Genomic DNA, 21,710 nt, shown 5'->3' with positions numbered 1-21,710 from the left:
TCTCAGTCTTTGGCGTTATTCTTTTCTCCCGGCTGCGGATGCATTGGATGATTCGGGTCTTTCATTACTCTGGTGATGAAGATGTTTCTCAGGATGACTGTCACGATCCAGAATGCAAAAACTGCAAGCAGAATCCACGAGACTGTCGCGTTGTTCTGGAAATCAAGCATGAACAGGACAACGACGATGAGCAGCGCAGCATTTATCGTATCGAGAAAAGTCCACCGTTTAAGTGATTTGTTATTCATAAGGCATACCTCCAATCCCTGTCATTATATCACATGAGAAAAAGCAGATTTGCTTATTTTCCGGATAAATGATAAATTAATAAAAGTTTACTGAGAAGGTGATGAAATGTTAACAAAAACGACAACAATTGAATCTTTTCAAAAGCTACTTGAAGAAAAGAAGGCCTTCTTCTTTATGAAGCACAGCAGCACATGCCCGATTTCGGCAGCTGCATTCGAGGAGTTTCAGAAGTTTCACTATGAAAGGGACATGGACGGTTACTATCTGGTCGTCCAGGATCATAGACAGCTTTCTGATTATATCAGCGAAGCTTTCAATATCAGACATGAATCCCCGCAGGCTTTTTATTTTGTGGACGGGGAACCAAAATGGCACGACTCCCATCAGAAGATCACTTTGAACAGTTTATCATCTGTTGAAGATTAGAAAGATTAAAGCCAATCCCGTCCGGGATTGGCTTTTTAACTTAGGTAGGGGATGAACATCACTCTGTTCTGCCCCTGCTTTTTTGCAGCATGAAGCATATCGTCGGCATCTGTGAACATCCTGCCCTTCGTAACGTCCGCTTCCGCCTTGTATCCGACACCGATTGAAACGGTGAGCCGGATGGTCTCGTCTTCACTGATATGGAAGTTCGCACGTTCCACACTGTTGCGGATCGCTTCGCCCAGGCGAACGGTCTTGTCAAATGACAGGTTCGGTATGACCATGGCGAATTCCTCGCCGCTGTTACGGAATAAAGAACCGCCGTTCGGCACATGGTTATCGAGCAGGTTCGCCATCTGTTTGATGAGTGCATCCCCCGACTTGTAGCTGTGTTCATCGTTGACGACTTTGAAATTATCAATATCAATGAGCAGCAGGCTGAGCGATTCGCTTTCATCAATCAGTATATTGACCTCTTCATCGAATGATTTTATGTTGCCGAGCTGCGTCAGATAATCCTTATACTCATCTTCCTCGTAACGCTTCAGCAATTTCAATATCGTATTGATATCTTCATACATCATCATCGCAAAGAACATGACCGTTGTACTGGTGGCGACGAATACGAACATCTGCCACAGGCTCAGATCACTGATGAACAGATTGATTCCTAAAACGTAGAGTATTGAAAAGATGATGCAGGCACTTGTCAGTGTCCTGAGCTTTTCAAACTTCAGGAATGGCAGAATTGCCATGACGAAAATATAAAGTACGGCAAATATCAGATAGACCTGCCAGCCGTAGCCGAATATCAGATGATGGAACAGATAGACCGCAGCCAGAGATCCGAGCATATAATAGGGCACACTGTACTTGACCAGTATGAGCAGCGGGATGAAATACAGGCTGAAGGTGATCCCTGATACATGGATGGGCACCATCAGCAGAAGCACTGCCAGGGTGGTCATTAGAAGTGCCTGGAATATCCCCGAATCGATGAGCCGCCGGTCCTCGGCATACTGCAGGCGGTGGAATAGGTATATACCGCTAATTGTCAGCGAAATGTTCAGAACAAAATCAATCAGCATATACTATCCCTCCTTGGCTGATGTTATTCGTCGAGTTCCAGATTCTGACGGAGTTCGCTTCTGACATTATTGTATGACTGGTCGGCCGGGAAGAAATACCAGAGACCGTCTCCTCCGCGTTCGTTGACGCCGTCAAGTGTCAGACGCTCGACGTTCTGTGCCGGATCCTGATAGTTGGAGCGAAGTGCATTCATTTCACCGAATGGTATGTTGGTCTGGATGTTGTCGCTCAGTACGTTCAGTATCGAATTGAAGTTGGTGATCGTCTGGAGACTTACCATTTCACCGGCGATTGCCTGCACGACCTGCTGCTGGCGCATCTGTCTGCCGGTATCTCCGCCGGCACCGGCTGATTTCCTGCTCCGGGAGAATGCGAGTGCTTCTTCCCCGTCCATATCGTATGTTTCCCCGGCGACAAATGAGTAGCCGGACTGTTCGAACGTATCCTGGCTCGTAATCGTGACGCCGCCGAGCTCATCTATGATCGTTTCGAACCCGTCCATATTGATCGAGACGAAATAATCCATCGGGGTATCGAGGAAATTCTCCACTGTCGATTTGGCAAGTTCAGGCCCCCCGTATGCATAGGCATGGTTGATTTTCTCCATGGTGCCGCGTTCGGCAATTTCTGCCTGGGTATCCCGGGGGATACTCACGATTTTCCCTTCATCCGTGTTCGGGTTCAAAGTGACGACCATGATGGTATCGGAACGCTGTCCCATGGACTGCGATTCACGCTGTGCATCACTGTCTGTACCGAAAAGTACGACTGAGATGGGATCGCCGTCTTTGACGCTGACTTCAGTTTCCCTCAGTTCAGATGATGAGTCGGCAAAATCCTCATCGTACATTTTGTCGGCGGCTCCTTTTAGATTAATGTAGACGTAAGCGATGATTCCTGCGAAAATCAGTACCGAGATAAGTAAAAAAGCAAGCAGCACTTTAAGTGCCGGGTGCATTCGTTTTCTTTCAGTTCTTTTCATTAATGAATCTCCTTTTCCATATTGATACAATTATACAACGAAACGGACACCATGAAAATTATTATTGTGCAAAACAGGATATACATTCCATATCCAGACAGTAATATGATATAGTAAATTGGAAATCTTACAGATGGTGATGATATGTATACTTTATTTTTACTCACGGTGTCTTTCTTAATTACATTGATTTTGATGCCGATATTCATATGGGGGAGCCGCAAATTCGGCTTTGTCGACTATCCGAACTTCCGGAAAGTCCATGTTAAACCGATTCCCTATCTCGGCGGTGTGGCAATCCTGATCTCCATGGTGATCGGAATCATGATTGCACGACCGATAGAAGCGGAATATAAATCCATCATCATAGGCGGCATCATCATTGTCATCGTCGGTGTCATTGATGATAAATATGATCTCAGGCCTTCTCTGAAACTCGTGGGACAGCTGCTTGCGAGCAGCATTCCGATCTATTACGGCATCGTAATCGATCATATCACCCCATTCGGGGTGGCGATTGACTTCGGAGTGATGACGATACCGATTACGCTGATCTGGATGATCGCAATCATCAATGCCATCAACATCATTGACGGTCTTGACGGTCTGGCTACGGGCGTTTCGGTCATTGCACTGTCAAGCATCGGATTTATCACTATACTCCAGGGGAATGTATTCGTCATGATGATCTGTGTCATCCTGATCGGGTCCTGCCTCGGCTTCCTGATGTATAATTTTTTCCCTGCGAAAATATTCCTGGGGGATAACGGGGCGATGCTGCTCGGCTTCGTGCTGGCGGTCGTATCACTGATGGGATTCAAGAATATCACCCTGATATCCCTGTTCTTCCCGATCATCATCCTGGCAGTACCGTTCATCGATATGGTATTTGCAGCGCTCCGGCGATACCGCAGTAAAGTGTCGCTCGTCAAAGCGGATAAAAGCCATATCCACCACAGGCTAAGGAACCTCGGCTATTCGCATATGGAAAGCGTGATACTCATCTACTTCATCGCGATGCTGTACGCAGGCGGGAGCATCATTTTGTACCTGTCTACGATTCCGGGTTCTGTGATCATCGTCCTGCTGCTGGTCTTTACAACGGAAATCATTGTTGAAGCCATCGACCTGGCGGAATCCGACAGGAAGCCGGTGCTCAACTTTGTACGAAGGTTCGTCCATAAGATATTTTCATAAATCAGACAGCGCCCTCGGCCTGGATGACGTCATGTTCATCCAGTTCGTGGGTGTTTTTTGTTATTTCGGTAAGCCGCCCGATGAAGTCCTCCCTGTCCTCCTCTTTCACATGGAGGAGATATGTCACCTTATCCGTGTACCGGGTGTCCCTGATTTCGATGTCGGTTTCACCAAGGTAATGTTCAAAACGGCTGGTGTGCGTATAATCCACCGTCACTTCCATCGGGATGACGGGGATCTTTATTACTTTGCCCGAAGCTTTTACAGCGCTTGAGGCAGCGCCTGAATAGGCGCGTATCAATCCGCCGCCGCCCAGTTTGATGCCGCCGAAGTAGCGGGTCACGACAATCGTCGTATCATACATGCCTTCCTGCTTCAGCACTTCAAGAATCGGGACGCCGGCTGTGCCCGTCGGTTCCCCGTCATCATCGGCTCTTTGAATCAGTGCACTTTCACCGATGATATAGGCGCTGCAGTTATGATTTGCGCCCTTGTGGCGGGCCTTTATTTCGCTGATGAAAGATTTTGCCGCTTCTTCTGTCGGTGTACGGCGGATGTACGTAATGAAGCGTGATTTGCTGATGGTCGTTTCCGTCTCCGTATTGAGTCTGTTCAGATACTGCTGTTCCATTAAATTCACCTCTCAGAAGTATTTTAACACATGGCTGAATATGGACGGCAACCAACAGTGTGTAGTAGAATATTTTTAAGTGTGAATGTAGAATTGGAGGAACCCATATGAAGATTGCAGTGGTGGTGGATTCGACATCCTATCTCCCGGAGGCGCTGAAAGATAAATACGATATCCGCACAATTCCTCTCAGTGTAGTCATCGGTGATGAATCCTACAAGGAAGATGCCGAAATAACCCCCGATGAATTTTATGACAGAATACGCGATATGGACGAACTCCCGCGGACAAGCCAGCCGTCCATAGGGGACTATATACTGCTGCTAGAAACATTGAGACGGGAAGGGTATACAGACGTCATCAGCGTCCATCTTTCAAGCCGTATCAGCGGCACGTACCAGAATGCGATCGCTGCCGGCGGGAGCGTGCAGGGGATAGAAGTCCATGCCGTCGATTCGGAAGTTGCATGCTATGTACAGGGCTTCCTCGCCCTGTATGCGGCGCAGCATAAGGATGAAATGGAGATCGAAGTGCTGCTGGATGAACTCGAGGAGATGAAACGCAAGAAAAATACAAATGCGTATTTCATCGTCGATACGCTGACGAATCTTCAAAAAGGCGGGCGTCTGACGAATGCCCAGGCCATGATCGGCAGCCTTCTGAAAGTGAAGCCGATCCTTGAATTCCAGGATGCACAGATCGTACCGTATGAAAAGATCCGGACGAAGAAGAAAGCGATGAAGAAAGTCGAAGACCTTTTTGATTCAGAGATGGAACGTCACAGAGGCAAACCCGTCACTGCGGTCGTCATCCATTCGAATGCAGAGGCGGAAGCGAAAGCATGGATGCAGTCCCTCGAAGCGGCACACCCGGATGTAACCTTCAGATTGAGCTATTTCGGTCCTGTCATCGGAACGCACCTTGGTGAGGGTGCGCTTGGACTCGGATATACCACATTTGAAGTCGATACAGAGATATGACGCAATTGAATATTCAGGACGCAGCTTATTTTTGCTGCGTCTTTTTTTATGAGGAGATGGGAAATGATCATCAAACATATGGCAGAGGAGATTTATAAACCCAGGGGCGTTGATCCTGACAAGTATGTGTGCCACCGCTGCAGCAACAGCTCAAAGCGCTATTTTTACAAATATTATTCCGAATTTCACGGCACGGATGTCGTGTATTGCCTGAAATGCGTAAACATCGGCCGTTCCGACAGTGTCACGCCGCTGAGAGTCGTCCGTGCCTCCCCGAAACCCGAACCCTGCAGATATCATCTCGGCTTCGAGCTGAGCCCGGCGCAGAAATCAGCTTCTGATAAAATCATAGAAGCGCTGGAGGCGAATAAAAACCTGCTGCTCTATGCTGTGACCGGCGCCGGAAAGACCGAGATCACTTTCGAAGCGATCTCCCTCGCAAGACAGCGGGGCCTGAATGTTGCATTTGTATCCCCGAGGATCGATGTGATCAAGGAAGTGTATCTGCGGCTGACGGATGCGTTCAGGGAAGTGGATATCGAACTTTTGTATTCCGGGGTGAAGGTGGAGTTTGAACACCGGTTTACAGTATGCACCGTGCATCAGCTTTATAACTATATCGACCATTTCGATCTGATCATCGTGGATGAGACAGATGCGTTCCCCATGCCGGCAGACAGCCAGCTGATGAATGCCGTCACACGGGCGGCATCCGGAAAATCAACCATCGTCCTGATGACCGCCACCCCGGACCGGAAGATGATCGACTTTGTGGGGCATGAGAACGTGGTGAGTCTGACACGCCGGTATCACGGCCATGACCTGGCCATACCGAAAGTCGTCTGGCAGAGTGTGACGAAAGATATCAGGAGACAGCGGCTGCCAAAGAAACTGGAGAGGCTGATCGATGATATCATCAGGGCGGACCGGCGGGTCCTCGTGTTCCTGCCGGAAATCAGCCTGATGGAGAAACTCTATCCGCTTGTAGCAGAAAAATTCCCCGATTCGGATTCGGTGTACAGCGGGGATGAGGAAAGAGCTGCAAAAGTGGAGGATATGCGGAACGACCGGACAAAGGTACTTTTGACGACGACAATTCTGGAAAGGGGCGTGACTTTCAAAGGGCTCGATGTGATCGTTGTGAATGCAGAGATGTTCAATACGGACAGCCTGGTGCAGATATGCGGCCGGGTCGGACGGAAAACCGACGATCCGACAGGCAATATATGGTTGATGGCGGGACACAATACCGGGCATATCAGACAGACAATCAGAATCATCAAAAATTTCAACGCCGGGAAGACTACGATATGATCTGCCTCTACTGTCACAGGAAGGTGAAGGAAGAGGCGGATATTATCACGATGTTCAAGCCCGCAGAACCGTTGTGCAGGGAGTGCCGCAGGAAACTTTCCGTCTGGCGGGAGGGCAGACGGTGCGGCTTCTGCCACCGCCTCATGGAAGAGTCGTGGCAGGTGTGTCCGGATTGCAGTTTCCTCTCTGAAAACTACAGGCGTCCTGGAAAGATCATGTGCATGATGGATTACAGCGGGGAAGTGAAAATGCTTTTCCACAGATATAAATTTACGAAAGATGCTGCACTCATGGAAGTGATTTCGATGTTTCTGAAATGCAGCTTCGGGGAATATGATATGTCCATACCTATTCCTGTCTCCCCGGCAAGAATGGAAGAACGGGGTTACAACCAGACTTCCATGGTGCTCGGTGCGGCAAAGGTCCCCTACCGGGATGTGCTGGTGACAGACAAAGCCGGACGCCAGTCGGAACTTGGCAAGTCGGCGCGTATGAACGGTCCCAATCCTTTTGATTTCAAGGCGGATTTTGATTCCGGGACACTTTCGGGGAAACAGATACTGGTCGTGGATGATATTTATACCACCGGCATTACGGTACATCAGGCGCTTGAGAGGTTATACACTGAGAATCCCGCTGCGGTCGATGTGTTAACGTTTTCAAAAGCCTGAATACTCTGATATAATATCAAGTAGGAAGTATAATGCATTGAAGGAGGGGTTTCACTATGATCAGATGTGAAATTCGTGGAGAGAACATTGAGGTAACTGATGCGATCAGAAGCCACATCGAGGAAAAAATCAGCAAGCTGGAACGCTACTTTACAAATGCTCCGAATACCCATGCGCACGTCAACATCAAGACGTATAACAACAGCCAGGGGAAGGTTGAAGTCACGATTCCCATGAAAAATCTGACGCTGAGAGCGGAAGAGAAGCACGATGATCTCTATGCGGCAGTTGACCTGATTGTGGGCAAACTGGAGAGACAGATCAGGAAATACAAGACGAAGATCAACCGCAAGTTAAAGGAGAAGAATCCGGAACAGGAGTTCTTTGCCAAACTCGAGATGGATGCGAATCATGAATTCAGAGGGGAAGAGGACGATGAGAACACAAATGAAAACTATATTGTGCGTTCTAAAAAATTCCAGCTGAAACCGATGGACTCTGAAGAGGCAGTATTGCAGATGAATATGCTGGGCCATGATTTCTTCGTCTTCAACGACAGGGAGACGGAAGGCACAAGCATTGTATATAAACGCAAGGACGGCAAATACGGACTCATCGAAACGAATTGATCAGAATGATATATTCATATTCCCAGTGAAAATGGGATGTTCTCCCCGGCTGCCGTCAGCCGGGGATTACTTGTGAAATTCCTTCAATGCTTACATATTTTATTTTAGGCTGTTTAGTGGTAATATAATGAGATGAATTCATAGTGACAGATATAATGAGGGAGAGAAATCCATGGGTATTTTGGACAAAGTCTTTGACGGTAATAAAAGGGAGCTGCGCTCCCTCCGGAAAATCGCTGAAAAGGTCGAGGACTATAAAGAAACAATGGCAGGCCTTGACGATGCATCCCTTCAGGGGAAAACGGATGAGTTTAAAGAAATGCTCGCCGGAGCGGAAGATGATAAAGCGGAAGAGAAAATGCTGGATCAGATTCTGCCCGAGGCTTTTGCCGTTGTCCGTGAAGCTTCAAAACGGACGCTCGGCCTGGAACCCTATCCTGTTCAGATAATGGGCGGGGCGGCGCTTCATAAAGGCGACATTTCCGAGATGAAAACAGGTGAAGGTAAGACACTGACCGCAACGATGCCGGTATATCTGAATGCATTGACGGGCAAAGGCGTCCATGTCATTACGGTCAACGAATACCTTTCTGCAACCCAGATGGAAGAAATGTCCGTGCTCTACAACTTCCTGAAACTGACAGTCGGTCTGAACCTCAATGCCAAGAACAGTGAAGAGAAACGGGAAGCGTATGCCGCGGATATTACGTATACGACGAACAATGAGCTCGGATTCGACTACCTCAGGGATAACATGGTTACTTATAAGAAAGACCGTGTCCTGAGGGGGCTCAACTATGCAATCATCGATGAAGTCGACTCCATCCTGATTGATGAAGCGCGTACACCGCTGATCATCTCAGGCAGGGCGAACCAGACGAACACCCAGTATATCCAGGCCAATCAATTCGTCAAGATGCTCAAGGAAGATGAGGATTTCACCTACGATATAAAAACGAAGAACATCCAGCTTAATGATGACGGTATGGAAAAAGCGGAGAAATGGTTCAAGGTGGATAATCTGTATGATGTGAAACACGTCAATCTGCTCCACCATATCAACCAGGCGTTAAAAGCACACTTCTCAATGCAGCGTGACACTGACTATGTCGTTGAAGAAGATAAAATCGTCATCGTCGACCAGTTCACAGGCCGTAAGATGAAAGGGCGCCGCTTCTCAGACGGGCTGCACCAGGCCATCGAGGCAAAAGAAGGTGTGGAAATCCAGAATGAATCCCGTACGATGGCATCCATCACATTCCAGAACTTCTTCAGGCAGTACAATAAACTCTCAGGCATGACCGGTACCGCCAAAACCGAGGAAGAGGAATTCATCAATATATATAACATGAAAGTGACTGTCATTCCGACGAATCTTCCAATCGCAAGAGAAGACAGGACGGATAAAATCTACTCGACCAAAGACATCAAGTTCAAGAACGTCGTTGATGAAGTTGTGGAACGGCACCGCAACGGCCAGCCGGTACTGATCGGAACAGTCGCGGTTGAAACAAGTGAATACATCGCGAATCTGCTCAGCAAAAAAGGCATCCGCCATAATGTGCTGAATGCCAAAAACCATGAAAGAGAAGCGGATATCATCATGAGTGCCGGTAAAAAGGGCGCGGTGACGATTGCCACGAACATGGCCGGACGCGGTACGGATATCAAACTTGGTGAAGGCGTCAAAGAAGCGGGCGGACTTGCTGTGATCGGTACGGAACGGCATGAATCCAGGCGTATTGATGATCAGCTCCGCGGCCGTGCAGGACGTCAGGGGGACGTCGGAGTCAGTACATTCTATCTTTCACTTGAAGACGACCTTATGAGACGTTTCGGCTCAGAACGCATGCAGGGCATGATGGGCCGTCTTGGAATGCAGGAAGAGGAGATCACATCAAAAATGATTTCAAAAGCGGTTGAATCTTCCCAGAAACGGGTTGAGGGGAACAACTTCGACTCACGTAAGAAACTGCTGGAATACGATGATGTGCTGAGACGTCAGCGTGAAATCATCTATGATGAACGCAATGACATCATCGATCAGGATGACGTAAGGGACCAGCTGATGGGCATGATAGAAGCATCTGTGGAACGCACGGTCAATTACTACATTCTGGATGATGACGAACTGATCGATTATGACCAGTTCATCAAGACGATCGAAGATATGTATCTCTCGGACGAATCAATTGAAGTGCCGGATGTGCGCGGCAGAGAGAACGACGAGATCATTGCACTCATCCTTGAAAAGGTGAACGCTGAACTGGAACGTAAAGAAGAAAAACTCACAAGTGAAAAGATGAGGCTGTTCGAGCGGATGATGATGCTCCGCACAATCGACCAGAAATGGGTGGAGCACATCGACAGCATGGATCAGCTGAGAACGGGGATCCATCTCCGTTCATACGGCCAGATCAATCCGCTGCGTGAGTATCAGAATGAAGGGCTGCAGATGTTTGAGGACATGCTTGTGGCAATTGAGGATGATACTGCGAAGTATGTGCTTAAGACTGAACTGAAATCCGATGAGGAAATCAAGCGTGAGCAGGTCATCAAGCAAAACGAAATGCAGACGGGCGATGGCAAGGAAAAAGTCAAAAAAGGTCCGGTTAAAAAAGAAATCAAAGTTGGGCGCAATGATCCCTGCCCGTGCGGCTCAGGTAAGAAATACAAAAACTGTCACGGACAATAACAGAAAGAAGGAAAATTTATGGAATTACACGAAATAAAAAATTTCGTCCAGGATATGCACGGTAAATTAGACGACTTCAGGGGGTCTCTTTGACTTAGAGGAAAAAGAGACTCAGATACGGGAGTATGAAGAACGCATGACAGATCCTGAGTTCTGGAACGATCAGGAAAAAGCGCAGGAAGTCATCGACAGCAACAATCATCTGAAGAAGATTGTGGAGGGTTTCCGGGATATTGAAGCGGATGTGGAGGAGATTGAAGTTTCCCATGAACTGCTGAAAGAGGAAAGCGATGCAGAAATGAGGGAAATGATCGAGCAGGATGTCAAAGAGACACAGAAGAAAATCGATGCATTCGAACTCAATATCCTGCTCGATGACGAGCATGACCATCTGAGCGCCATACTGGAACTCCATCCGGGTGCAGGCGGCACAGAATCCCAGGACTGGGCGGAAATGCTGCTCCGCATGTATCAGAGATATGCGGAAGGCCAGGGCTGGAAAGTTGAGACGATGGATTATCAATCCGGTGATGAAGCGGGTGTGAAAAGTGTGACGCTCTCCATCAGAGGTGTGAATGCATATGGAATGCTGAAAGCGGAAAAAGGCGTGCACCGTCTGGTCCGCATATCACCTTTCGATTCATCAGGCAGACGGCATACTTCATTCGTGTCATGTGAAGTTACACCGCAGTTTGACAACACAGAAATCCAGATCGAAGTGAAAACTGAAGATATTTCAATCGACACTTACCGCGCGAGCGGTGCCGGCGGGCAGCACGTCAATACGACAGACTCCGCCGTAAGGATTACGCACCATCCGACCGGCATTGTTGTAACCTGTCAAAACGAGCGTTCGCAGATCAAAAACCGTGAACAGGCGATGCATATGCTGAAATCCAAGCTCTATCAGAAAGAGCTCGAAGATCAGAAGGCGGAAATTGCAGCAATCAAAGGCGAACAGAAAGAAATCGGCTGGGGCAGCCAAATCCGCTCCTATGTATTCCACCCGTACTCAATGGTCAAAGACCACAGGACGAACTATGAGGTCGGAAACACGGATAAGGTCATGGACGGCGGACTGTCGCCGTTTATCGAATCCTATCTCAGAATGAATATGTAGTGTTGATAAATGATTTATGATGAAGGGCGGTTCTCCTGCGGGGAGCCGTCTTTTATTAATTTGTGACAAATATCCTGCGATTGTTTGAACGAGGTGGGATTCAGGGTATGTTAAATATGTAACAAAAAATATATATTTAAGTCGGGGGGCTTATTTATGAAAAAGTTCTGGTTACTTATGAGTTTTGCAGCAGTGCTTGTACTCGGCGCATGCGGCGGTGGCGGTGAAGGCGGCGAAGACGAATCCGATCAGCCGGCAGATGAAGGTGTGACGACAGAGGAGGAATCTTCTGAAGAGGGCAGTGAAGGCTCCGACAGTGCAGATGCAGGGGATGCCGAGCTTGCCAAACAGACATATGAGCAGAGCAACTGCATGAGCTGTCACGGTGAAGATCTCTCAGGCGGATCCGGTCCGGCGCTCACAAACGTGGGCAGTAAGCTTTCCGAAGATGAAATCCGCACTAAAATCGAAGAAGGCGGCGGCGGGATGCCGGCCGGCCTTGTAACAGATGAAGAGCAGCTTGATGCACTCGTTACATGGTTATCTTCCCAGACAGCAGAATAGATCAATTATGAATGAACGCAAAATCCTGATGGATTTTGCGTTTTTTATTTGCCCTGTCATTCAAAATGCGGGCATAGCGGTCAAATAAGCCTGTAATTTATTTAGCATTATATTCCATGTAATATGACACGCTGAAGGCAATAATCCCGTCACGGCGGACGTCTCGAGGGGTGTAAAAATAAACTTATATGTTACAAAGCGTATGCTGTCATTTCCTTTCGTTTACAAGTCAGTTACATCCCACAAAAAGAAGGGTTGTGTATGCTATAGTTTTGAACGTGGTCAGAGAGGCATGCACTTTGGCCGGCTTTACAACAAAATACTAAATTAAATAAAGAATATATAATTGCCCAATTAAGGGATAGAGAGACAAGACTTGGATTTTGGGTGCAGGGAAAAACAGGAGGATTCAATTATTATGAAGAAGACGTTGTTTTCATTAGCGACGGTCACAGCAATTACAGGAGTGGCAACAGGAAATGCAGAAGCGGGCGGATACAGCGAGGGTCAGGACAACACTGTAAACAATACGGAACAGGCAGCAGTTTCCTCAGTATCAAACTATGAGAGCCATTCATACTCCTATGATGAAAATGGATATACTTACTCGTACGGCAGCCAGACTTCAGAGGAAACGGCAGCAGAGACATCTTATGAAGCACCGGCAGTACAGGAGGAAACACCGGCAGTACAGGAATATGATGCACCGGCAGCCCCGGCGCCCCAGGCACCGGCGCCGGTTGATGAGGCGATATCTTCCGCTGCAAACTATTATGCCTACGGCGACTGCACGTGGCATGTATTTGAACGTCTCAGTGAGATGGGCAAATCTGTCAGCAGCAGCTTCGGCAATGCATCCAACTGGGATAATGCTGCATGGGGCGCGGGGATGACAGTGGACAATTCACCATCCGTCGGAGCAATCATGCAACTTGATCCAGGACAGGGCGGAGCCGGCAGCATGGGACATGTTGCTGTTGTCGAAGCTGTCAACGCTGATGGTTCCATACAGATTTCAGAAATGAACTGGAACGGCGGAATGGGTGTAGAATCAAACAGGACAGTAAGTGCGGCAGAAGTGTCGTCTTATGATTTCATACATTAAAATAATTTGAGCAGGCCGTCATCTCCACCTGATTGAGTGGGTGGCGGTTTTTTTCTGGCTTAGACTGGCCGGAAATAATAAATAATCCTTCCTTTTTGTCCAGGCACGGCCCCCCCTGGAACAGCTGAATACCCCGTAAATCCCCGGTTTACATAATGATTCAACTGTAACCTTTTTCTGCATATGTTCTGTGAAAAACACCACGTAAAACACTCTGTGGCCGGCATGCCGGGAGTTCAAGAATGCTAAATGGATAATCCCTTCTGTTACAGTATGTTTCAGTCATTTCTTTTATATTACAAGTGGATTACAAACGCCCAAATCATGTTTAAGGTGTGCTATAGTTTTGAACGTAGTCAAAAGGGCTTTTCCTTCAAGACTTTTTATAAACTTAACACCAATTAAATAATCAATATAAATTTTACCCAATTAAGGGACATAAAGAGAGACAAGAGTTGCATTTGGGTCTAGGAAAATTAGGAGGATTTTTTTATTATGAAGAAAACGTTATTGTCAGTTGCGACAGTTACAGCGCTAACAGGGATTGCGTCACACAATATTTCGGCGGCAGATTACACTGTAGAAAATGGAGATACTCTATGGGGCCTTGCCAATGAAAATGGTACTTCAGTTTCCAGCCTTAAAGAAGTAAACGGTCTTTCAAGCGATCTTATCTTCCCTGGAGATGTCATTGAACTGGGCGGAGAAAGCAACGAAGCACCTGCAGAAGAAGAGACGGCAAAAGAGAATGATGGTACATATGTAATTGAACCAGGCGACACTCTTTACGAAATCGGCCAGAAATTCGGCGTGGACTACAACCAGATCATGGAGTGGAATAATCTTTCTTCAGACATGATCTTTGCCGGTAAAACGCTTATCGTATCTGCAGATGCGGCTCCGGCGGCAGCTTCAGTAGAAGAAGCACCTCAGACTGAAGAGGCTCCTGCAGCTGAGGAAGCGCCTCAGGCAGAAGAAGAAACTGAGGATCAGAACACAGCTCAGGCAGCTGAAGTACAGGAAGCACCTGCAGTTGTCGAAGAAGACAACAGTGCAGATGAACAAGCTGCAGAGCAGCAGGCAGCAGAACAGCAAGCTGCGGAACAGCGTGCGGCTGAACAGGAAAGAATTGAACAGCGCGAAGCTGAACAGGCAGAAGCAGAGCAGGAAAAACAGGAAGCCCAGGCAGCTGCGCCACAGCAGACTTCCAATGTCAGCGGCGGTAATGCAGTATCAGTGGCCCAGTCCGTAGCAGCAGGAAAATCCTATGTGTACGGCGGCAACTCTGCATCAGCGGTAGATTGCTCAGCACTGACTCAGCAGTTCATGCAGGCCTACAAAGGCAAAACGATTCCAAGGACAGCTGCAGCTCAAAAAGCGGCTGGTACACCGACATCAAACCCGCAGCCGGGTGATCTTGTATTCTTCAACGGCGGATCCCACGTTGGAATCTACATCGGCAACGGCCAGATGATTGATGCACTCAACCCTTCCGAGGGCGTTGGTGAGCGTTCAGTGAGCTATGTACACGGTTCTGTAGACGGCTACTACACTTACTAATATAGGCACGAATATTAAAAGGGCATCCCGCGCACAATGCGGGATGTCTTTTTGTGTGTGAAAGACTGTATACTTCCCGTGCATGTGTTAAAATGGTTGAAATAATAGAGTTAGGTATGTTGTGTGTATGAAAAAGAAAAATATAATCATCATAATCTTACTTGCAGTATTCTTCATACTGGTCGGTGCAGGAATCGGCGCGGTCCTGAATGTTTCGGATGAACGCCTGCGGCAGCAGTCGCTCGAGACACTCCAAAACTCCGAAGGCCGGGACAACCACCATGCAGTGGGGCGGAATATCATGGACGAGGCATTTACCGGCATAATGAACGACGATGAAGCATTGCGGGATATCATCACCTCCAATGAAGTGACAGTCGTCAATTTCTTCGCCTCGTGGTGTGATCCGTGCCGCCGTGAAACACCGGAGCTGATTGATTATCAGGCGGACCACAGCGGGGAATCACTGGATGTGGTCGGCGTCAACATCGATGATAATCCAAAGAACCGGGATGAATTCCTTGAAGAGTTCGGAGTGACATATCCGGTGTTCGAGTTTGAAGATGAATCTGCGGCAATTGAATCTTATAAGATCCACCTGATGCCGACGACATTTTTCGTTGACAGCGAAGGGACAATCGTCCGCGCTTATATCGGGGAAGTCGGAACAGACCTGATAGACAGTTATGTTAACTACGTGAAGGAGGAGTCCTAATGGGAGTACATCAATATTTTAAGAGTCTGAATGATCTGGAGAAGCTGATACGCTGTCCGGGCAAATTCAAGTATCAGGAGCACAATGTTGCTGCGCATTCCTTTAAAGTGACAAAGATTGCCCAGTACTTGGGGACGGTCGAAGAATACCACGGCAATGAGGTCAACTGGAAAGATCTTTATGAGAAAGCACTCAATCATGATTACCCCGAGATCTTTACAGGGGATATCAAGACCCCTGTGAAATATGCATCGGGTGAACTCAATATGCTTTTCATGGAAGTGGAGGAGACGATGACCTCCCGCTTCATCGAAGAGGAATTCCCCGAGCAGTATCAGGAAATCTACAAACGCCGGCTGAAGGAAGGGAAGGACGGGACACTGGAAGGGCAGATCCTTTCTGTGGCGGATAAGATCGACCTCCTGTATGAATCATTCGGAGAGATACAAAAGCGGAATCCGGAACCTTTATTCTTTGAAATATATGAAATGTCGCTCGTGACCATCAAGAAATTCTCACACCTTTCCTGTGTGCAGGATTTCCTGGAAAACATCCTTTCCGATATGCTGAAGGAACGCTTCATACCGAGGACGGAACTTATGGAAATTACTGAATCTATAATGGACAAGGAGATTTAGACCCTGTGGAGATTTACTGGTATATGATGGCCATGGCCGTACCGGCTGTGACCGTAGTGTTTTTCACTCGTATGACCCGAAACAAATACGTTGCCGTAATATTGACATTCATCATATTCGGGGTTTCCATATACCGGGGATTCTACCATTCGGAATGGGTGATTTTCATCGATGCAATGTCAATCGTCATCGGATACATGCTTGTAGAACTATATAATCTGGATAAAGTGGAAGATGAGTAGAAATAACCGAACAAATGTTTGTTATTTCTATTTTTTATTTGATAGAATAATATAGTACAAAAAATAATGGGGGAAGAGAATATGGCACAATTTGAACTCGTCTCTAAATTCGAACCCGCAGGGGATCAGCCAAAAGCAATCAAGGAATTGACCGAACAGATACGTTCCGGCAACCGGCACCAGACTTTGCTTGGTGCGACAGGCACCGGTAAGACATATACGATGAGCCAGGTAATCAGGGAAATCGGCAAGCCGACTCTGATCATCGCTCACAACAAGACGCTGGCAGGACAATTGTACAGCGAATTCAAGGAATTTTTTCCGAACAACAGGGTAGAGTACTTTGTAAGTTATTATGATTACTACCAGCCGGAAGCGTATGTTCCGCAGACCGATACATTCATTGAGAAGGACGCGCAGATCAATGAGGAGATTGATAAGCTGAGGCACTCTGCGACGAGTGCCCTCTTTGAGAGGGATGACGTGATCATCATTTCATCCGTCAGCTGTATCTACGGCCTCGGTAATCCGGAAGAATACAGGGATATGGTCGTGAGTACACGTGTCGGCATGCAGATGGACCGCAATGAATTTCTGCGCAAACTTGTCGACATCCAGTATACCCGCAACGATATCGATTTTAAGCGGGGGACTTTCAGAGTCCGCGGGGATATCGTCGAAGTGTTTCCTGCTTCACAGGATGAACAGTGTATCCGGGTGGAATTCTTCGGGGATGAAATTGACCGCATCCGGGAGATCAACTACCTTACGGGTGAAGTGCTGGTTGAACGCGAACACACTGCAATCTTCCCGGCATCCCACTTCGTCACGCGTGAAGAGAAGATGAAGGTGGCAATCGAACGCATCGAAAAGGAACTGGAAGAACAGCTTGAAAAACTGCGTGAGGACAATAAACTGCTGGAAGCCCAAAGGCTTGAACAGCGCACAAACTATGACCTTGAGATGATGAGGGAAATGGGTTTTTGTTCAGGCATCGAGAACTATTCGGTCCACCTGACACTAAGGCCCATGGGATCCACGCCTTACACACTGCTCGACTATTTCGATGATTTTCTCATCATGATCGATGAATCGCACGTAACGCTGCCGCAGGTCAGAGGAATGTACAACGGTGACCAGGCGAGGAAGAAAGTGCTCGTCGACCACGGATTCAGACTGCCGAGTGCACTGGATAACCGTCCGCTTCAATTCGGGGAATTCGAATCGAAGGCGCAGCAGCTGCTCTATGTATCCGCGACGCCGGGACCCTACGAAATGGAACATACCGAGAAAATGGTCGAGCAGATCATCCGTCCGACGGGACTCCTGGATCCGGTCATCGAGGTGAGACCTTCCGAGCATCAGATTGATGACCTTCTTGAGGAGATCGTTGCACGCAGCGAACGGAATGAGCGTGTACTGATCACCACTCTGACGAAGAGAATGTCTGAAGATCTGACGGATTATCTGAAGGAGGCGGGAGTGAAGGTGCAGTACCTGCACTCCGAGATAAAAACTCTTGAACGGATTGAAATCATCCGCGACCTGCGCATGGGGACATTCGATGTGCTTGTCGGCATCAACCTGCTTCGGGAAGGACTCGATATTCCGGAAGTCTCACTCGTCGCGATACTGGATGCGGACAAGGAAGGTTTCCTCCGCTCGAGCCGGTCACTTGTACAGACCATCGGCCGTGCAGCGCGTAACAGTGAAGGCAGGGTGATCATGTATGCGGATAAGATTACGGATTCCATGCGTTATGCTCTGGATGAAACACAGCGCCGCCGTGAAACCCAGATGGCGTTCAACGAAGCGCACGACATCACACCGACAACGATATCGAAGGAAATCCGTGATTCGATCAGCGCTGAAATCGAGATCAAAGAGGATGCGCATAAAGAGAACAGGAAACAGGCGAAGAAGATGACGAAGAAAGAACGGGAGAAAACCATCAGCCAGCTGGAGAAAGACATGAAACAGGCGGCGAAAGATCTAGACTTCGAAACGGCATCGGAACTGAGAGATGCTTTATTCGAACTGAAAGCAGAAGGGTGATTCAATCGTGAGAAATACACATATAAGCATTAGAGGTGCAAGACAGCACAATTTAAAAGACATAAATGTGGATATTCCGAGGGATAAGCTGATCGTCATGACCGGCCTGTCCGGTTCCGGCAAGTCTTCGCTCGCCTTTGATACGATTTATGCAGAAGGGCAGCGCCGCTATGTGGAGTCGCTCAGTGCATATGCCAGGCAGTTTCTCGGCAATATGGAGAAGCCTGATGTTGATTCCATCGAGGGGCTCTCGCCCGCGATTTCCATAGATCAGAAGACGACGAGCAACAATCCCCGCTCCACTGTGTCCACAATTACGGAGATATATGATTATCTGCGTCTGCTTTATGCACGCGCGGGTACACCATACTGCCCGATCCACGGGGTGGAAATTACATCGCAGACCATCCAGGAGATGGTCGACCGTGTAATGGCACTCCCCGAGCGTACAAAGATCCAGCTTTTTGCACCGATTATCCGCGGCAAGAAAGGCATGCATGAAAAACTGCTCGAAGACCTGGGGAAAGAAGGCTATGCCCGCGTTGTCGTAGACGGTGAAATGCATGATATAGAATCGGTGCCGGAGATGAATAAAAATAAAAAGCACGATATCGATGTCGTCATCGACCGGCTGGCGGTACGCGAAGGTGTAGAGGCGCGCCTCAGTGATTCCCTTCAGACGACGCTTGAAAAAGGGAACGGCAACGTCGTCGTCAACGTGATCGGGGGCGAAGATCTGCATTTCTCGGAAAACTTTTCCTGTCCGGAATGCGGATTTACGATTTCCGAGATGGAACCGAGACTGTTCTCCTTCAACGCCCCGTACGGGGCATGTCCGGATTGTGACGGACTCGGCATGAAGATGGCCGTGGACGAGCGCCTGGTCGTGCCGGATCCCGGACTTACTCTCGGGGAAGGCGCGCTCCAGCCGTGGGAACCGATCAGTTCCAATTACTATCCGACGCTGCTGCGCCAGACATGTGAACATTTCAAAATATCGATGGATGTACCCTTCGAAGATCTGCCGGCGGCGGACAGGAAGCTTGTGCTGTTCGGTTCAAAAGGTGAAACTGTGGATTATGTCTTCAAACAGGACAATGGTGTAACCAGACGCAGGACGATGCCGTACGAAGGTATCATCAATAATATCGAACGCAGGTACAGGGAAAGCCCTTCTGACTATACAAGGGATGCAATGAGCAGATATATGCGCGAAATTACATGTAAGACATGTAACGGCTACAGGCTCAATGAAGAGGCGAAAGCCGTGAAAGTCGACGGCAGACATGTGGGTGAAGCGGTAGACCAGTCCGTGAAAGAGGCACTGGATTTCTTCGGGACACTGACCCTGTCCGAACAGAACACCCAGATCGCAGCGCCGATCCTGAAGGAAATCAACGAACGGCTGCTGTTTTTATTCAACGTGGGGCTTGATTATCTGACACTGAACCGCAGAAGCGGGACGCTCTCAGGCGGTGAGGCACAGAGGATCAGGCTGGCAACACAGATCGGTTCCCGGCTCTCCGGCGTCCTCTATATACTGGATGAGCCCTCGATCGGTCTTCACCAGCGGGATAATGACCGTCTGATCGGAACATTGCAGAGCATGCGTGACATCGGCAACACTCTGATCGTCGTGGAGCATGATGAAGATACGATGCTTGCCAGTGACTACCTCATTGACATCGGGCCCGGTGCCGGCGAACACGGGGGACAGATCATTTCCCAGGGGACGCCGGAGGAAGTGATGCAGGATGAGAATTCCATCACAGGACAGTATCTGAGCGGAAAGCGGCAGATTCCGCTTCCCGGCGAATACAGGAAACCTGACATGTCCCGGGCGCTCGAAATACGTGGGGCAAAAGAAAACAACCTTAAAAATGTGAACGTCAAAGTGCCGCTGTCCGTACTGAATGTCGTGACCGGTGTATCCGGCTCGGGGAAAAGTACGCTGATCAACGAGATCCTCTACAAAGGACTTCACACCGGCCTCTATAAGTCCAAGCAGATTCCCGGCAAACACAGGGAAATCAAGGGTGCGGAAAATATAGAGAAGATCATAGACATCGACCAGTCACCGATCGGCAGGACACCCCGGAGCAACCCGGCGACATATACCGGTGTCTTTGACAATATACGTGATGTATTCGCACAGACGAATGAAGCAAAGGTCCGCGGCTATCAGAAGGGCCGCTTCAGCTTCAACGTCAAAGGCGGGCGCTGTGAAGCCTGCAAGGGCGACGGCATCATAAAGATTGAAATGCATTTCCTTCCGGATGTGTTCGTACCATGTGAAGTATGCGACGGAAAACGTTATAATAGAGAGACACTGGAAGTGACATACAAGGACAAGAGCATTGCAGATGTTTTGGCGATGACTGTCGAGGAGGCATACTACTTCTTCGAAAATCTGCCTAAGATCAAACGCAAAGTCAAAACATTGATGGATGTCGGCCTGGGTTATGTAAAACTCGGCCAGCCGGCAACGACACTTTCCGGTGGTGAGGCGCAGCGTGTCAAGCTTGCCTCGGAACTGCACAAACGCTCGGACGGCAAATCGCTGTATATCCTGGATGAGCCGACCACGGGTCTTCATTCAGAGGATATCCGCAAGCTCATCGATGTCATCCAGCGGCTCGTGGACAACGGGGATACGGTCATAGTCATTGAACACAATCTCGATGTGATCAAAGTGGCGGACCATATCATCGATCTCGGACCGGAAGGCGGCGACGGCGGCGGTACGATCGTCGTAAGCGGCACGGTGCAGGATGTAATGGAAGAATCCCGCAGCTACACAGGCGCGCACCTAAAAAAATGGTTGGAACGCAACCATCAGGAGGATTGA

20 protein-coding genes are annotated in these 21,710 nt (G+C 48.4%); 16 read left to right on the top strand and 4 right to left on the bottom strand.

The window, feature by feature from the left end; translation table 11 throughout:
* Positions 1-2 precede the first annotated feature (2 nt).
* Positions 3-248 carry a hypothetical protein gene (locus BM271_RS09880; protein WP_046789395.1) on the bottom strand — a complete coding sequence of 82 codons (246 nt, stop codon included), beginning with the start codon at positions 246-248 and terminating at the stop codon, positions 3-5.
* 106 nt (positions 249-354) lie between these two features.
* On the opposite strand from BM271_RS09880, the gene ytxJ reads away from it, so the two are divergent.
* Positions 355-675, top strand: coding sequence for a bacillithiol system redox-active protein YtxJ (gene ytxJ / locus BM271_RS09875; protein WP_046789396.1), 321 nt, complete (start codon positions 355-357; stop codon positions 673-675).
* Between the two features lie 35 nt (positions 676-710).
* Here the strand turns inward: ytxJ and gdpS are convergent, their stop codons facing one another.
* Together gdpS and BM271_RS09865 are read right to left on the bottom strand one after the other, a co-directional pair.
* On the bottom strand, positions 711-1,763 hold the full coding sequence (gene gdpS / locus BM271_RS09870) for a GGDEF domain-containing protein GdpS (protein ID WP_046789397.1): 1,053 nt from the start codon (positions 1,761-1,763) through the stop codon (positions 711-713).
* Between the two features lie 23 nt (positions 1,764-1,786).
* The gene (locus BM271_RS09865) at positions 1,787-2,746 is read right to left on the bottom strand and encodes an LCP family glycopolymer transferase (protein WP_046789398.1); all 960 of its coding nucleotides are present in this window, start codon (positions 2,744-2,746) and stop codon (positions 1,787-1,789) included.
* A gap of 144 nt (positions 2,747-2,890) precedes the next feature.
* Here BM271_RS09865 and BM271_RS09860 point away from each other — a divergent pair, with 144 nt between their 5' ends.
* Complete coding sequence (locus BM271_RS09860) at positions 2,891-3,943, top strand: glycosyltransferase family 4 protein (protein WP_046789399.1); 1,053 nt, start codon at positions 2,891-2,893, stop codon at positions 3,941-3,943.
* 1 nt (position 3,944) lies between these two features.
* On the opposite strand, the gene BM271_RS09855 is transcribed toward BM271_RS09860, so the two are convergent.
* Positions 3,945-4,574, bottom strand: a complete 630-nt coding sequence (locus BM271_RS09855; RefSeq protein ID WP_046789400.1) for a YigZ family protein — start codon at positions 4,572-4,574, stop codon at positions 3,945-3,947.
* Between the two features lie 107 nt (positions 4,575-4,681).
* On the opposite strand from BM271_RS09855, the gene BM271_RS09850 reads away from it, so the two are divergent.
* The 14 genes from BM271_RS09850 to uvrA all read left to right on the top strand — a co-directional run bounded on the left by BM271_RS09850 (position 4,682) and on the right by uvrA (position 21,710).
* Entirely contained in the window at positions 4,682-5,554 is an 873-nt protein-coding gene (locus tag BM271_RS09850; RefSeq protein WP_046789401.1) for a DegV family protein, read from the top strand.
* Between the two features lie 63 nt (positions 5,555-5,617).
* Entirely contained in the window at positions 5,618-6,868 is a 1,251-nt protein-coding gene (locus BM271_RS09845) for a DEAD/DEAH box helicase family protein (protein ID WP_046789402.1), read from the top strand.
* A complete protein-coding gene (locus tag BM271_RS09840; protein ID WP_046789403.1) occupies positions 6,865-7,539 on the top strand; it encodes a ComF family protein in 675 nt (224 codons plus the stop codon). The genes BM271_RS09845 and BM271_RS09840 overlap by 4 nt, the downstream gene beginning before the upstream one ends.
* A 56-nt stretch (positions 7,540-7,595) precedes the next feature.
* A complete protein-coding gene (gene hpf / locus BM271_RS09835; protein WP_046789404.1) occupies positions 7,596-8,168 on the top strand; it encodes a ribosome hibernation-promoting factor, HPF/YfiA family in 573 nt (190 codons plus the stop codon).
* Between the two features lie 172 nt (positions 8,169-8,340).
* The gene (secA, locus tag BM271_RS09830) at positions 8,341-10,863 is read left to right on the top strand and encodes a preprotein translocase subunit SecA (RefSeq protein WP_046789405.1); all 2,523 of its coding nucleotides are present in this window, start codon (positions 8,341-8,343) and stop codon (positions 10,861-10,863) included.
* Between the two features lie 18 nt (positions 10,864-10,881).
* Positions 10,882-11,983 (top strand): peptide chain release factor 2 gene (gene prfB, locus BM271_RS09825; RefSeq protein ID WP_200795339.1). Its coding sequence is split into 2 segments (ribosomal slippage): positions 10,882-10,953 and positions 10,955-11,983, totalling 1,101 coding nucleotides; the frame shifts between segments, so codons are not numbered across the junction.
* 156 nt (positions 11,984-12,139) lie between these two features.
* Positions 12,140-12,547, top strand: coding sequence for a c-type cytochrome (locus BM271_RS09820; RefSeq protein ID WP_046789407.1), 408 nt, complete (start codon positions 12,140-12,142; stop codon positions 12,545-12,547).
* Positions 12,548-12,965: 418 nt separating this feature from the next.
* Positions 12,966-13,652 carry a CHAP domain-containing protein gene (locus tag BM271_RS09815; RefSeq protein WP_046789408.1) on the top strand — a complete coding sequence of 229 codons (687 nt, stop codon included), beginning with the start codon at positions 12,966-12,968 and terminating at the stop codon, positions 13,650-13,652.
* A gap of 495 nt (positions 13,653-14,147) precedes the next feature.
* Positions 14,148-15,212: a LysM peptidoglycan-binding domain-containing protein gene (locus BM271_RS14100; protein ID WP_046789409.1), complete on the top strand. Its 1,065-nt coding sequence runs from the start codon at positions 14,148-14,150 to the stop codon at positions 15,210-15,212.
* A gap of 127 nt (positions 15,213-15,339) precedes the next feature.
* On the top strand, positions 15,340-15,927 hold the full coding sequence (locus BM271_RS09795; RefSeq protein WP_046789410.1) for a TlpA family protein disulfide reductase: 588 nt from the start codon (positions 15,340-15,342) through the stop codon (positions 15,925-15,927).
* Positions 15,927-16,565 carry a YfbR-like 5'-deoxynucleotidase gene (locus BM271_RS09790; protein WP_046789411.1) on the top strand — a complete coding sequence of 213 codons (639 nt, stop codon included), beginning with the start codon at positions 15,927-15,929 and terminating at the stop codon, positions 16,563-16,565. Before BM271_RS09795 ends, BM271_RS09790 begins: the two co-directional genes overlap by 1 nt.
* 5 nt (positions 16,566-16,570) lie before the next feature.
* Positions 16,571-16,807: a CsbA family protein gene (locus tag BM271_RS09785; RefSeq protein ID WP_082103630.1), complete on the top strand. Its 237-nt coding sequence runs from the start codon at positions 16,571-16,573 to the stop codon at positions 16,805-16,807.
* An 81-nt stretch (positions 16,808-16,888) separates the two neighbouring features.
* A complete protein-coding gene (uvrB, locus tag BM271_RS09780; RefSeq protein ID WP_046789412.1) occupies positions 16,889-18,862 on the top strand; it encodes an excinuclease ABC subunit UvrB in 1,974 nt (657 codons plus the stop codon).
* A 7-nt stretch (positions 18,863-18,869) separates the two neighbouring features.
* A complete protein-coding gene (uvrA, locus tag BM271_RS09775) occupies positions 18,870-21,710 on the top strand; it encodes an excinuclease ABC subunit UvrA (RefSeq protein ID WP_046789413.1) in 2,841 nt (946 codons plus the stop codon).

This window comes from Salinicoccus halodurans, from assembly GCF_900114445.1.
Lineage (GTDB): Bacteria > Bacillota > Bacilli > Staphylococcales > Salinicoccaceae > Salinicoccus > Salinicoccus halodurans.
Note: the sequence above shows the minus strand (reverse complement) of the source record. Positions and strands in the feature narration are given on the sequence as shown.

What these genes read in the sequence shown, in the direction of transcription:
- BM271_RS09880 (WP_046789395.1), bottom strand. Translation starts at nt 248, where the DNA reads ATGAATAACAAATCACTTAAACGGTGGACTTTTCTCGATACGATAAAT.
- ytxJ (WP_046789396.1), top strand. Translation starts at nt 355, where the DNA reads ATGTTAACAAAAACGACAACAATTGAATCTTTTCAAAAGCTACTTGAA.
- gdpS (WP_046789397.1), bottom strand. Translation starts at nt 1,763, where the DNA reads ATGCTGATTGATTTTGTTCTGAACATTTCGCTGACAATTAGCGGTATA.
- BM271_RS09865 (WP_046789398.1), bottom strand. Translation starts at nt 2,746, where the DNA reads ATGAAAAGAACTGAAAGAAAACGAATGCACCCGGCACTTAAAGTGCTG.
- BM271_RS09860 (WP_046789399.1), top strand. Translation starts at nt 2,891, where the DNA reads ATGTATACTTTATTTTTACTCACGGTGTCTTTCTTAATTACATTGATT.
- BM271_RS09855 (WP_046789400.1), bottom strand. Translation starts at nt 4,574, where the DNA reads ATGGAACAGCAGTATCTGAACAGACTCAATACGGAGACGGAAACGACC.
- BM271_RS09850 (WP_046789401.1), top strand. Translation starts at nt 4,682, where the DNA reads ATGAAGATTGCAGTGGTGGTGGATTCGACATCCTATCTCCCGGAGGCG.
- BM271_RS09845 (WP_046789402.1), top strand. Translation starts at nt 5,618, where the DNA reads ATGATCATCAAACATATGGCAGAGGAGATTTATAAACCCAGGGGCGTT.
- BM271_RS09840 (WP_046789403.1), top strand. Translation starts at nt 6,865, where the DNA reads ATGATCTGCCTCTACTGTCACAGGAAGGTGAAGGAAGAGGCGGATATT.
- hpf (WP_046789404.1), top strand. Translation starts at nt 7,596, where the DNA reads ATGATCAGATGTGAAATTCGTGGAGAGAACATTGAGGTAACTGATGCG.
- secA (WP_046789405.1), top strand. Translation starts at nt 8,341, where the DNA reads ATGGGTATTTTGGACAAAGTCTTTGACGGTAATAAAAGGGAGCTGCGC.
- BM271_RS09820 (WP_046789407.1), top strand. Translation starts at nt 12,140, where the DNA reads ATGAAAAAGTTCTGGTTACTTATGAGTTTTGCAGCAGTGCTTGTACTC.
- BM271_RS09815 (WP_046789408.1), top strand. Translation starts at nt 12,966, where the DNA reads ATGAAGAAGACGTTGTTTTCATTAGCGACGGTCACAGCAATTACAGGA.
- BM271_RS14100 (WP_046789409.1), top strand. Translation starts at nt 14,148, where the DNA reads ATGAAGAAAACGTTATTGTCAGTTGCGACAGTTACAGCGCTAACAGGG.
- BM271_RS09795 (WP_046789410.1), top strand. Translation starts at nt 15,340, where the DNA reads ATGAAAAAGAAAAATATAATCATCATAATCTTACTTGCAGTATTCTTC.
- BM271_RS09790 (WP_046789411.1), top strand. Translation starts at nt 15,927, where the DNA reads ATGGGAGTACATCAATATTTTAAGAGTCTGAATGATCTGGAGAAGCTG.
- uvrB (WP_046789412.1), top strand. Translation starts at nt 16,889, where the DNA reads ATGGCACAATTTGAACTCGTCTCTAAATTCGAACCCGCAGGGGATCAG.